A 12,311-nucleotide genomic window follows, 5' to 3' on the forward strand; every position below is an offset into this window, starting at 1 on the left:
GGTGTCTCTTTTCGTGTTGGACGAATTAGATGGCAGTGGGAACGGCGGCGCGGCTTCGGGCCGGCCGGGCGCGGTGGGAGAAACGACGAGCCAGCCACGTTGCGAGCCCCTGCAGCATCATGACGATGATGAAGATGAGAATGATGACGGCGACCATGTGGATGGTGCTGTAGCGCTGGTAGCCGTACTGGATGGCGACCTGGCCCAGACCGCCGCCGGCGACCGTTCCGACCATGGCGGAGAAGTTGATGATCGAGGTCACCGTGGTGGACAGACCCAGGATCAGGGGCGACAGCGACTCCGGTACGAGCACCTTGGCGACGATCTGCCAGCGGGTCGCCCCGAGCGACTCGGCCGCTTCCACGAGGCCGGAATCGACCTCCTTGATGGCGATCTCAACCATGCGGGCGAAAAACGGGATGGCCACGACGGCGAGCGGCACGATGGCGGCGGTCGACCCGATGAAGGTTCCGATTACCAGCCTGGTGAAGGGAATCAAGGCGACCATCAGAATGATGAACGGCACCGAACGGCCGAGGTTGACGACGAATTCAAGCACCCGGTTGACGACCCGGCCGAGCGGCCGCGACCCGAATGGGGCCTCGAACAGTCCCCCGCGTTCGGTGCCGACCAGCAGGATGCCGAGCGGCAGTCCCACCAGAACGGTGACCAGCACGGCGACACCGACCATATACAGGGTCTCGCCGGTGCCAACGAGGAGCACCTGGAACAGTCCAGGCCAAAAGCCGGGAGCGGTGGGGTCGATCATGCGTGAGCTCCTTGCACGACGGCGCCGTCGCCGACGATCTCCACGAGCAGTCCCTGTCCGCGCAGGTCATTGATCGGGGCGGCGTTGAAGAGCGGTGTGCCCGGCAACTCGAGGCGGGTGCGCCCGGCCTGGTTGCCGCCAATGGTCTCGACGGCGGCGCCGAGGATGCTCACGTCGAGGCCGTAGCTGCGGGCCAGCTGGGCGATCACCGGTCGGTCGGCCGAGCCGCCGCTGAAGGTGATCTCGATCACGGTGTTGCCGGGGTGCGGGGCGATCTCGCCGAGCGGGAACAGCTCGTGGGCCAGTCGGGAGCCCGGCGTCGAGATGAGTGACACGATCGAACCCTGCTCGAGGATGCGACCATTCTCGAGCATGGCGGCCGAGTCGCAGACCCGTTTGACGACATCCATTTCGTGCGTGATGAGCAGCACGGTGAGGCCAAGCTGCACGTTGATCGTTTTCACGAGGTCAAGGATGGAGCGCGTGGTCTCGGGGTCGAGGGCGCTGGTGGCCTCGTCGGAGAGCAGAATACGCGGGTTGCCGGCGAGCGCCCGAGCTATGCCGACGCGCTGCTTCTGCCCGCCGGAGAGTTCGGCTGGATACGCGCCGGCCTTGTCGGCGAGTCCGACCAGGTCGAGAATCTCGAGTGAGCGCCTGCGGCGTTCGGCGCCGCCGACCCCGGCAATTTCCAGGCCCAGCTCAACGTTGCCCTGGGCCGTGCGCCCGGCGAGCAGGTTGAAGTGTTGAAACACCATACCGATCTTGCGGCGGGCCAGGCGCAACTGGTCGGGCGAGAGCCGGGTGAGCTCCTCGCCGTCGACCGTGACCGTGCCGCTGTTGGGGCGTTCCAGCAGGTTGATCGCACGGATGAGGGTGCTCTTGCCGGCTCCGCTCTGGCCGATCACACCGAAGATCTCGCCGCGGGCCACCTCGAGGCTGACATCGTCGAGGGCGGTCGTGGCGGCGGCGCCCGACCCGAAGGTTTTGAAGACGTGTTTGACGGAGATCACTGGGCACCCGGCCTGGTTGAGGCACGGTACCCATTTACCGCAACGGCTCCAGTTTGTCGACCGACGGACGGCCCGCCAAATCCCGCACGCCTCTGTTGCGTCGTATTACCCCGGGTCGCCAGAGCGCAGAAAGTGCCCGTTTGGCCCGCTCAATCGGGCATTTTCTGCGCTCTCGCGGGCGGGAGAGGGGTGCGGGGAGGTAGCGTTAGAGGGCTATGCAAAACAAATTGATTCCGCACCCCGACCTTCCGATTGACCTGCCGACCGAGGAACGCATTCGCGCCGCCGTCGCGCACTACGGCGAGAACGTCGTCATCGACAATTCCGTGGCGTTGCTGCGTGCCAAGAACGCCGGTAAAGACTTTCTGCTCTATGCCGGCGGACGCCACGCGCTCGGCATTCTCGAGGGTGCTCCCGCGCTGTACTGGCCCGAGCTGTGGGGCGCCCGCGCGCTGCTGCACGTCTGGGGCGAACAGGCCGCGCCGTACATCGTCGTCGGCCTGAACAATCAGGCCTGGCGGGTGCGCGAGATGTGCGCCAAGGTCGTGCTGCTGCGCGGCCTGCAGGTTGTGCCCAAGCTCGTGCGCCTCACCACCGACGAGCACCCCCGCGTACGAAGCGCCGCGCTGCATGCCCTCGCCGATCAAGGCACCGAAGCCAATATCGCCACGATCGAGGTGCGCCTGCGCGACTCCGACAAGGAGGTGCGCCGCGCCGCCCAGCAGGCTCGCGACTCCATCCGTTCACGCCTGAAGCTGATCGACGCGGCGGCCGAGCCCGAGGCGTAACCTGCCGCGGGCATCCGCTCGCTACGGCCGCCGGAGCAGCGCGCCCTCGTGCCGGCAGGTGGCGGCGGCGGCGAGCATGGCGTCGGCCAACAGGGCCTGCCAGGCGGCGGAATCCTGCGGCACCCCGTCCTTCACGATCGTGCGAACGGATGCCGCCAGCGTCGCGTCCCCGGCACCCATCGTGTCGATGACCGGACCGTCGAGCTGCGCGATCGGCACGCTGATCAGCCCCGTGTTCGCGAACGCGACCGAGGCTCCCAAACGTCCGGCGGTCGCCAGCACGGTGTGGGCGCCGGCGTCGACGAGCCGTTCCCTCAGCTCATCAAGCGTGCTGTCGTAGAGCAGGTCGGCGTCTTCATCGCCGACCTTGACGAGCAGGCTGCGCGCGGCGAGCGCTTCAAAATTACGCACGAACCGCGGCCCGTCGTGCAGCATGCCGGCTCGCGGGTTGGGGTCGATAACCAGTCGACGCTCCGGGTCGGTGACGCAGGCGGCGAAGGCTTCGGTTTGCGCGGTGTCGTCGAACGGAAAGCAGCTCACGACGACGAGCTCGGCGGTGCCCAGCGCAGCGCGCTCATTCGTGCCGAACTCGATGCGGCGCGCCTTTGCAGCGTCGTTGAAGAAGTAGCGCGGCTCGCCCTCAGTGCGGTCGGACACCGCCCGCGACGACCCGAGCGGGCCGACGGTCGCGATGAGCTCGACGCCGTACTGGTCGAGGAAAGCGCGCAGCACCGCGCCGTCGGCGTCATCACCGACCATCGCGATCAGGGCCGTCGGCACTCCGAGCACAGCCAGGCCGACGGCCACGTTCAAGGCGGCGCCACCGGGGAATTCCCGGCTCTCGGCCGAGTCACGCAGCACGTCGATCAGGGCATCACCGACCACGACGATGCGGGCGGGAACAGTGAGTTCAGGCATGGGGTCCAATCTCTCCGGAGCCGCGAGCGATGAGCTCGGTCGGCACGACATAGGAATGCGTCGGGGTGCGATCACCGTCGAGGCGCGCCAGCAGCCGCTCGGCCGCGAGCTCGCCGATTCGCTGCGGGTTCTGGGCGATGACGGTGATACCGGGGGTGAGCAGGTCGGCGAGGGAAATATCGTCGAACCCGACCAGAGCCACTCGGTTCTGCAGGGCGCGGGCACGCAGCGCGGTGATAGCGCCGATGGTGACGAGGTTCTGGCTGGTGAACAACGCCGTCGGCGGGTCGGTCGAGTCGAGCAGGGCCAGCACGGCCCGATTCGCTGCGACTTCGTCGTGCAGATCGACGACGACTGGGATGTCGCGGGTGGCAACGCCCGCTCGTCCCAGTTCCTCGAGAAACCCACGACGACGTTCGCGGGCCGTCTGGATGGAATCGAGGTCACCCAGATAGGCAATCCGGCGGTGGCCGTGTTCGAGCAGGTGGCGGGTGGCGAGGGCGGAACCGGCTGCGTTGTCGCTGACGACGGCATCCGCTTCGATGCCGGCCGGCTCGCGGTCGATGAAGACCAGCGGGGTTCCGCGGCGCAGCTCCGGGGCCAGATAGGCCTGACTTTTCGTGACCGTGGTCAGGATCAGACCGTCGACGCGCCGCTGCAGGAACGCTGAGACCAGGCCCTGTTCGCGGTCGGGATCGTCGTCGAGGCTCGAGGCGAACACCGCGATGCCGCGTGCACTTGCGGCCTCTTCGACGGCACGGTGCAGCGTTCCGTAGAACGGGTTGGCGACGCTGCCGACGAGCAGGCCGAGCGTCTTGGTGCGCCCATCGGCACGGCGCAGGTTGCCGGCGTGCAGGTCGGGTTGATAGTCGAGACTGTCCGCAGCCTGCTTCACCTTGGCGATCATGGCCGACGACACGTTGGGCTCACCGTTGATGACTCGAGACACCGTCTTAGTGCCGACGCCGGCCAAGGCGGCGACCTGGCGCATGGTTGGGCGAGCGCGCGGCGCACCCCCGGGGCTACCAGCCGACATCGTTGTCACGATTAATCTCCAACTTGATTAAGTGCCTTGACTCTATAGCAAATGTGGTCTAAAAATATCACTGACATCGTTGTCAGGGAGTTTGTCTCCCGTCTAATCAGAGGAGATTCACCGATGAATCGCACCACACACAGCATGGGCTCACGGCGTTTCATCGCCGCGGCTTCCGTCGCCACCCTGGCTACGCTCGGCTTCGCCGGCTGTTCCAGCGGCGGGGCCTCCGATGGCGCCAGCGACGGCGGCAGCAGCAACGAGATCGGCGTTTCGCTGATCGTCAAAACCACCAGCAACCCCTTCTTCATCGCCATGCAGGAAGGCGCCCAGACCGCCGCCGACGACCTCGGTATCACGCTCACCCTCGCCGCCGGCAAGGAAGACGGCGACGAAGACACCCAAATCCAGGCCATCGAGAACTCCATCTCCAAGGGCGACAAGGGCATCCTGATCACCGTCAACGGCCCGGGCGTTGAAGACGCCCTGGTCAAGGCGCGCGACGCCGGACTCTTCGTCATTGCCCTGGACACCCCGCCCACCAACCCCGACGCCGTTGACATCACCTTCGCCACCGACAATTTTGCGGCCGGCCAGGAGATCGGCAAGTGGGCCGCAGCCAAGCTCGATGGCGACAAGGCCACGATCGCGCTGCTCGACCTGTTCGATGACAAGATCGTCTCGGTCGACTACAACCGCGACCAGGGCTTTCTTGACGGCATGGGTATCGACACCGTCGACGTGGAGAAGAACGGCGACGAAGAGAAAACCGGCAGCTACAGCGGCGGCGACTATGAGATCGTCGGCAGCGAAGCCACCACGGGCGCTGAAGACGGCGGCCGCACCGGTGCCGAGAACCTGCTCAGCCAGAACCCCGACATCAACGTGGTCTACACGATCAACGAACCGGCCGCCTACGGTGCATACCAGGCCTTCAAGGCCGCCGGCAAGACCGACATGATCATCGTCTCCGTCGACGGCGGCTGCGAAGGCGTCAGCCAGGTGAAGGACGGCTTCATCGGGGCGACCGCCCAGCAGTACCCGGTCAAGATGGCGGAACTCGGTGTGCAGGCGATCTTCGACCTCGTTGACTCGGGCACGACGCCCGAGGTGACCGCGGGCCTCGACTTCTTCGACACCGGTGTCGCCCTCGTCACCGACGATTCGCAGCCCGGGGTCGAGTCGATCGACACCACAGCCGCCGCAGAGATCTGCTGGGGCTAAAACCCCACGCGCGGGATGCCCGGCTCACGGGCATCCCGCGCATTCCTGCTCCTACCCTCGACCAATGGAGGTCGCTCGTGAGTCAGTCCACCCAACAGGTACCGGCAACCACCGGGCCGCATGATCTGGCCGAGGAATTCCTCGACCGCACTACACCGCTCAGCCGCCTGCGCAACGTCATGCATCGTTACCCGGCGCTCAGTCCGGCCATCGTGCTGATCCTGGCCATCATCGTTTTCGGCCTGCTCAACGAGCGGTTTCTCAACCCGGCCAACCTGTCGCTGATCACCCAGCAGGTGGCCGTGGTCGGCACCCTGGCCATAGCCCAGACCCTCATCATCCTCACGGCCGGCATCGACCTCTCGGTTGGCGCGGTGATGGTGCTCGCCATGATGGTCACCGCCCAGATCACCATCGAGACCGGCATGCCCGCCATTCTCGGTCTGCTGCTCGGTCTCCTGGTCGGCCTCGCCGCTGGAGCCTTCAACGGATTCCTGGTGACCAAGCTGCGGCTCCCCCCGTTCATCGTCACCCTGGGTACCCTCAACATCTTTCTGGCCCTCACCCTGCTCTACACCGCCGGCGCCACGGTGCGCGGCGGCGAGATGCCCGATTTGCTGACCTGGTCCGGCACGACCTTCAACATCGGCGGTGTCAATTTCACCACCGGTGTGCTCATGATGCTCGTGCTCTACTTCGCGATCGCCTTCATTCTGAACAACACCTCCTGGGGTCGCCACGTTTACGCGGTCGGCGACGATAAGGAGGCCGCCCGCCTCGCCGGAATCCGGGTCAACCGGGTGCTCATGAGCGTTTACCTCGCTGCAGGCGCGATTCTTGCCATCGGCGCCTGGATTCAGATCGGCCGCAGCAATGCTGCCTCCCCCAACGCCAGCGGTGAACTCAACCTCGACTCGATCACCGCCGTCGTCATCGGCGGAACCAGCCTGTTCGGTGGCCGCGGCACGGTCTGGGGAACCCTGCTCGGCGCCCTCATCGTCGGCGTCTTCCGCAACGGTCTTTCCCTGGCCGGCCTCGACGTGCTGTGGCAAACCTTCGCAGTCGGCGTGCTCATCATCGTGGCCGTCTCGGTCGACCAGTGGATTCGAAAGGTACGCAAATGACCCTCACAGCGGATGCCGCCGCCACGCCGGCCGCAGAAACTCGCCAGCCCATCCTGCAGGCGAAAAACCTCGTGAAAACGTACGGGCGAGTCGTGGGCCTCGACGGGGTGAGCCTCAGCCTCTACCCGGGAGAAGTCCTGGCCATCATCGGGGACAACGGCGCCGGCAAATCCACGCTCATCAAATGCCTGACCGGAGCGGAGCTCGCCGACGAGGGCGAGATTCTGCTCGACGGTAGGCCGGTGCACTTCAAGAGGCCGCAGGACGCCCACCTGGCGGGTATCGAAACCGTGTACCAGACCCTCGCGGTGTCGCCGGCCCTGGACGTGGCCAGCAACCTGTTTCTCGGCCGCGAGGAACGCCGAAAGGGCATTCTCGGCTCGGTCTTTCGCATGGTCGACAAGAAGGGCATGCGCAAGAAGGCACGCCAACAACTCGCCGATCTTGGCATCACCACCCTGCAGGACGTCACGGTGCCGGTGGAGAACCTCTCCGGCGGGCAGCGCCAGGCCGTGGCTGTGGCCCGCGCGGCCGCATTCGGGTCGAAGGTCGTCGTGCTCGACGAACCCACCGCAGCTCTCGGTGTGCGCGAGTCGAACCAGGTGCTGCAGCTCGTGAAAAATCTGCGCGACCGCGGCATCCCGGTCATCCTGATCAGCCACAACATGCCGCACGTGTTCGAGGTCGCCGACCGCATCCATATTCAACGGCTGGGCAAGTGTGCGACCACGATCACCCCGCAGTCGCACAGCATGACCGACGCGGTCGCGATCATGACCGGGGCACGCAAAGCATGACCGGGCCGGTGATCGCCCTGTACGCCGAGTTCACGGCGCTTCCCGGGCACGAGAAGGAAGTTTCCCGCCTGCTGCAGGGCCTCACGATTCACGTGCGCCAGGAGGCAGGCTGCATTCGCTTCGACCCGCACCGGCTCGGCAGCGACCCGGCGGCCTTCTTTGTCTATGAGGAGTACCGCGACCCTGCCGCGTTCGACGCCCACCGCGCCGCCGCCTACGGTGCAGCGTTCAACCTGGCACTCGCACCACTCGTCGAGGGCGACGGTTCGACGCTCACTTTTCTGGCCCCCCTGGTCTGAGCCAGGCCCCGACCAGGCGGGGTCCGGTACAGCAGTTCACGGCTACAGAAACAGCCGGCACGAGGAGTCCATTCTCCTTGTGCCGGCTGCTCTGCGGCCCTGCAGCGTTAGACGCTCTTGCGTCCGGACATCGATCGCATCAGGAACATGATCACCGCGATGATCGCGAGCACGATACCGACCCAGAGCAGAAATTGAAGCGACTGCACCAGCCCTCCGGTAATGAGCAGCACCACCGCAACAACGGCCACAATGATGAGTAACGGATTCATAGTCCGACCTTTCATGTCATGCGCGGGAAGATCCCGATTGCAGCGATAGTACCCCCCAATCGAGGGTCGCAAGCGGATGCCGCAGGGCATCCGCTTGCGTGTCGCGGTGGCTGCTCATTCGCCTCCGTACGGATGCCGGGCGTTACGATTGAGCGATCCATTCGCTCGGGCGGAGTGCTCGCGTTCCCGCCTGCTACCCGACCTGGAGCCCGATGCGACACTTCACCCTCACCCAGTTGCGGTATTTCGCCGTCGTGGCCGAACTGGAGAGCATGACGCAGGCGGCGGCTCGGCTGTTGGTGAGCCAGTCCGCCGTCTCCACCGCGATGGCGGAGTTGGAGCGCACCCTCGGCGCCCAGCTGTTTCTACGTAACCCCTCGACCGGGCTCAAACTCACGCCGACCGGTCGCCGGTTCGCGCTCGACCTGAAGGGCTTTCTCGACCACGCTGATTCCCTGTTCGAGTCGGCCTACGGTGCCGCCGAGACCCTGACCGGCGAGCTGACCGTCGGCGTGTTCTCCCCGCTGGCCTCTTTTCGACTGCCGGCCATTCTCAAGGCATTCGAGGCCACCCATCCCGGAGTCGACGTGACCTTTCTCGAAGCCGACCTCGCCTCCCTGCAGACCGCGCTGCGCAAGGGACGCTGTGACCTCGCCCTCATGTATGGCCACGGCCTCGGCAGTGGATTCTCGAGCCAGGTGCTCGAGCGGGTTCCGCCGCACGTCATCGTTCCCGAAGGACACCGAGCCGCGAACACGCCCGGCCAGGAGATCGCCCTGAAAGACCTGGCCGGCGAACCGCTCATTCTGCTCGATCTGCCGCACAGCCGGGAATATTACGAGAGCCTGTTCGCGCTCGCCGGGGTGGCGCCCAACGTGCGTCACCGGTTCGCCGGCTATGAAACAGTGCGCTCCTTCGTGGCCCAGGGCCACGGTTATGCGCTGCTCAACCAGCGGGTCTACAACGATGTGCCCTACTCCGGTGGCCGGGTGGTGCCGCTGCGGTTGACCGACGAATTTCCGCCGAGCGAGGTGATGCTCGTGCGGCTCGAGAGCACCCTGCCCACCCGACGCGCCCTGGCCTTCGACGAGATCTGCCGCCGGCTGTATGGCGCGACCCGGCCATAACCCATCACCAAAACCGATGCGGTCGGCCATGAGAATCAATTGGACAAGGGTCTTTCGACGCGCGCAAGCTTGACCACAATCGGTCGCACACTCCCGGCGCGGCTCGTCTGCGACCGGGATCGGGACCGCTGTGATCAAGGAGGATCAGTGTTCGAGCAGACAATTAATGTGTCGCCCCGGTTACACACCAGCGGATGCCCCGCAATATGACCGACATACGGCCCCCGCAGAGTTCACCGGCCAGAAACGCAGCGGCGACCGCCGGAATCATCGCGATCGTACGGTGGATCTCATGACCACGACCGAAGCCACCGCCCCGATCAGTCCGCCAGCCGAGACCGCTCCGCCGCAGAAAATCACCGGCCTGCAGAAGCGCGTGCTGCTCGGCGGCAGCATCGGCCAGTTCATCGAGTTCTACGATTTCACCCTGTACGGCCTCACGGCCGTGATCTTCTCCCAGCTATTTTTTCCCAGCTCGGACCCGATCCTGGCCCTGTTGGCCACCTTCGCGACTTTCGGCGTCGCCTTCGTCATTCGTCCGCTTGGCGGCCTGTTCTTCGGCGCGCTCGGCGACAAGATCGGGCGTCGCAAGGTGCTGGCCATCACCCTGCTCGCCATCGGTACCGCGACCGCGTGCATGGGGTTGCTGCCGACCTTCGACCAGATCGGTGTCTGGGCTCCCCTGCTGTTGCTGCTGTTACGGCTCGTGCAGGGCTTTTCGGCCGGCGGCGAATCGGTCGGCGCACCCTCGTTCGTGTTCGAACACGCACCGATCAACCGCCGCGGACTCTGGCTGAACATCACCATCGCGGCCACCGCCCTGCCGTCGGTGTTCGCCGGCACGATGATTCTCATCCTCAGCCAGAGCATGTCCGACGAGTCGTTCACCGCCTGGGGCTGGCGACTGCCGTTCCTTCTCGCCCTGCCCCTGGCCCTGTTCGGGGTGTGGATTCGCAGCAAGACCAGCGAGAGTAAATCGTTCACCGACGCCCAGGCCACCAGGACGAAGGAGTTCAGCCCGGTCAGGGAATCCTTCCGAGAGAACAAACTGCGCATGGTGCAGGTCATCTTCGTCATGGGCCTCACCGCGATGGGCTTCTACTTTCTCTCGGCCTACTTCGTGGCCTACGTACAGACCACCGGTAACCTCAGCCGCGAACAGTCCCTGCTGGCCAATGCGGCAGCCCTCGCCCTGTACGCCGTGCTGCTGCCGATCGGCGGGCGCATCGGCGACCGGGTTGGGCGCAAGCCCATGCTCATCGCCGGGTCGGCCGCGATCGCAATTGTCGCCATCCCGAGCTTCATGCTCGTCACGAGCGGCAGCCTGCCCCTCGCCTTGCTCGGCCAGATGCTGTTCGTGATTCCGCTGTGCATTTACGGCGGCGGCTGCTACACCTTCTTCGTCGAGATCTTCACGACCAGAACCCGTTTCACGAGCGCCGCCGTGAGCTACAACCTCGGTTACGCCATCTTCGGCGGTACGGCACCGCTCGTCGGCACGGCCCTCGTCGCCAGCTCGGGGGTCGCCTTCGCCCCCGGCTTCTACATGGCCGGAGCAGCCGTGATCGTGTTCCTGCTCGTGACCCTCACCAAGGTGCCGGAAACGCGGGGGCGCCTGGGCTGACACCTCAGCATCCGTTCGCGCATCACTCGCTGTATTAAAGGAGCACACATGTCATCCGCTGATTTTCTCACGGACTTCCACCACGTCGCCACCATCGGTGCCACACCCCGACAGGGCGTCGACCGCCAGGCCGCCACCGCCGAAGACGCGCAAAGCCGCGCGTGGTTCTCAAAGTGGATCACCGACGCCGGCTACACCCTGCACGTTGACGGCATCGGCAACATGTTCGGGCTGATCGAGTGGACCCCCGGCGCACCCTACGTGCTCGTTGGTTCGCACCTCGACAGCCAGCCGCTCGGCGGACGATTCGACGGTGCCTACGGCGTGCTCGCGGCCCTGCACGCGGCCCGCAACGTCGACGAGCTGATGCGAGCGAGCGGCACGGCGCCGTCGTTCAACCTCGCCGTCGTGAACTGGTTCAACGAAGAGGGCGGCCGGTTCGCACCGAGCGTCATGGGCAGCAGCGTGTTCGCCGGCCTGTTCGATCAGGAGAAGATGCTCGACGTGACGGACCTGGCCGGGGTGACCGCTCGCGCCGCCCTCGCCGAGATCGGCTACCTCGGCACCGACCCGCGCCCGGTCACCGTGAGCTACGCCGAGATCCACATTGAACAGGGTCGCATTTTGGAGCGCGAAGAGATCGCGATCGGCGTCGTCGACCGCAGCTGGTACACCCAGAAGCTCGACATCGAGGTGCTCGGCGAGCAGTCGCACACCGGGGCGACCGCCATGGCCGATCGCCACGACGCCCTCGTCGCTGCCGCGAAGATCATCCTCATGGTGCGCGAAGTCACTACCGACTTCGCCGACGAGGCCATCGTGTCCTCGGTCGGGCAGCTGACCCTCGAACCCAACTCCCCTATCGTCGTCGCCCGCCGGGTGCGCCTGGTCGCCGATCTGCGCAGCGGCGACCCACAGATCGTGCAGACGGCCCGCGCGACCCTGCTCGAGAAAATCGCTGCTCTCGCCGTCGAACACGACATCCAGATCACTGTGACCGATTTCGATGTTCGTCCGATCCGGTATTTTCCGGAGAACGGCCTGCAGCTGGCCGAGGCAGCCGCCGTGCGGGCCGGGCTCTCCACCCGCCGCATCCAGACGATGGCCGGCCACGACTCGGTAGCGATGAACACCATCGTGCCCTCGATCATGTTGTTCATTCCGAGCGTCGACGGCGTCTCGCACTGCGAACGCGAATTCACCACGGATGCCGACATGGTTGCCGGGCTCGCGCTGCTCACCGAGGTCACTACCGATCTGGTCAACGGCGCCCTGGTCGACTCGGCCACGGCCCCCGCACTGGCGTCGACGGTCCGGGCGTAA

Annotated in this window: 13 protein-coding genes; 8 read left to right on the forward strand and 5 right to left on the reverse strand. The window is 65.8% G+C overall.

Annotated elements, in window-relative coordinates:
• Window positions 1-25: 25 nt before the first annotated feature.
• Both E3O25_RS15460 and E3O25_RS15465 read right to left on the reverse strand, forming a co-directional pair.
• On the reverse strand, window positions 26-769 hold the full coding sequence (locus tag E3O25_RS15460; RefSeq protein ID WP_092106361.1) for a methionine ABC transporter permease: 744 nt from the start codon (window positions 767-769) through the stop codon (window positions 26-28).
• Window positions 766-1,779: a methionine ABC transporter ATP-binding protein gene (locus tag E3O25_RS15465; RefSeq protein ID WP_092106363.1), complete on the reverse strand. Its 1,014-nt coding sequence runs from the start codon at window positions 1,777-1,779 to the stop codon at window positions 766-768. The genes E3O25_RS15460 and E3O25_RS15465 overlap by 4 nt, the downstream gene beginning before the upstream one ends.
• A gap of 215 nt (window positions 1,780-1,994) precedes the next feature.
• Between E3O25_RS15465 and E3O25_RS15470 the strand changes: the two genes are divergently transcribed.
• Complete coding sequence (locus E3O25_RS15470) at window positions 1,995-2,567, forward strand: HEAT repeat domain-containing protein (RefSeq protein ID WP_092106365.1); 573 nt, start codon at window positions 1,995-1,997, stop codon at window positions 2,565-2,567.
• Between the two features lie 21 nt (window positions 2,568-2,588).
• On the opposite strand, the gene E3O25_RS15475 is transcribed toward E3O25_RS15470, so the two are convergent.
• Window positions 2,589-3,485: a carbohydrate kinase family protein gene (locus tag E3O25_RS15475; protein ID WP_092106368.1), complete on the reverse strand. Its 897-nt coding sequence runs from the start codon at window positions 3,483-3,485 to the stop codon at window positions 2,589-2,591.
• Complete coding sequence (locus tag E3O25_RS15480) at window positions 3,478-4,476, reverse strand: LacI family DNA-binding transcriptional regulator (RefSeq protein WP_092106370.1); 999 nt, start codon at window positions 4,474-4,476, stop codon at window positions 3,478-3,480. The genes E3O25_RS15475 and E3O25_RS15480 overlap by 8 nt, the downstream gene beginning before the upstream one ends.
• A gap of 168 nt (window positions 4,477-4,644) precedes the next feature.
• On the opposite strand from E3O25_RS15480, the gene E3O25_RS15485 reads away from it, so the two are divergent.
• The 4 genes from E3O25_RS15485 to E3O25_RS15500 all read left to right on the forward strand — a co-directional run bounded on the left by E3O25_RS15485 (window position 4,645) and on the right by E3O25_RS15500 (window position 7,965).
• The gene (locus tag E3O25_RS15485; RefSeq protein WP_134361584.1) at window positions 4,645-5,745 is read left to right on the forward strand and encodes a substrate-binding domain-containing protein; all 1,101 of its coding nucleotides are present in this window, start codon (window positions 4,645-4,647) and stop codon (window positions 5,743-5,745) included.
• A 77-nt stretch (window positions 5,746-5,822) separates the two neighbouring features.
• Window positions 5,823-6,869: an ABC transporter permease gene (locus E3O25_RS15490; protein ID WP_241983969.1), complete on the forward strand. Its 1,047-nt coding sequence runs from the start codon at window positions 5,823-5,825 to the stop codon at window positions 6,867-6,869.
• Window positions 6,866-7,666, forward strand: a complete 801-nt coding sequence (locus tag E3O25_RS15495) for an ATP-binding cassette domain-containing protein (RefSeq protein ID WP_134361585.1) — start codon at window positions 6,866-6,868, stop codon at window positions 7,664-7,666. Before E3O25_RS15490 ends, E3O25_RS15495 begins: the two co-directional genes overlap by 4 nt.
• On the forward strand, window positions 7,663-7,965 hold the full coding sequence (locus E3O25_RS15500; protein WP_134361586.1) for a putative quinol monooxygenase: 303 nt from the start codon (window positions 7,663-7,665) through the stop codon (window positions 7,963-7,965). The genes E3O25_RS15495 and E3O25_RS15500 overlap by 4 nt, the downstream gene beginning before the upstream one ends.
• Window positions 7,966-8,072: 107 nt before the next feature.
• Here E3O25_RS15500 and E3O25_RS17045 read toward each other — a convergent pair whose 3' ends face one another.
• Window positions 8,073-8,237, reverse strand: coding sequence for a hypothetical protein (locus E3O25_RS17045; protein ID WP_166787763.1), 165 nt, complete (start codon window positions 8,235-8,237; stop codon window positions 8,073-8,075).
• 212 nt (window positions 8,238-8,449) lie between these two features.
• Here E3O25_RS17045 and E3O25_RS15505 point away from each other — a divergent pair, with 212 nt between their 5' ends.
• The 3 genes from E3O25_RS15505 (at window position 8,450) to E3O25_RS15515 (ending at window position 12,311) form a co-directional block, all read left to right on the forward strand.
• Window positions 8,450-9,364: a LysR family transcriptional regulator gene (locus E3O25_RS15505; RefSeq protein ID WP_134361587.1), complete on the forward strand. Its 915-nt coding sequence runs from the start codon at window positions 8,450-8,452 to the stop codon at window positions 9,362-9,364.
• A 292-nt stretch (window positions 9,365-9,656) separates the two neighbouring features.
• On the forward strand, window positions 9,657-10,988 hold the full coding sequence (locus tag E3O25_RS15510; RefSeq protein WP_134361588.1) for an MFS transporter: 1,332 nt from the start codon (window positions 9,657-9,659) through the stop codon (window positions 10,986-10,988).
• A 48-nt stretch (window positions 10,989-11,036) separates the two neighbouring features.
• On the forward strand, window positions 11,037-12,311 hold the full coding sequence (locus E3O25_RS15515) for a M20 family metallo-hydrolase (RefSeq protein WP_134361589.1): 1,275 nt from the start codon (window positions 11,037-11,039) through the stop codon (window positions 12,309-12,311).

Source organism: Cryobacterium sp. TMT1-3 (genome assembly GCF_004402315.1).
Classification (GTDB): Bacteria; Actinomycetota; Actinomycetes; order Actinomycetales; family Microbacteriaceae; genus Cryobacterium; species Cryobacterium luteum.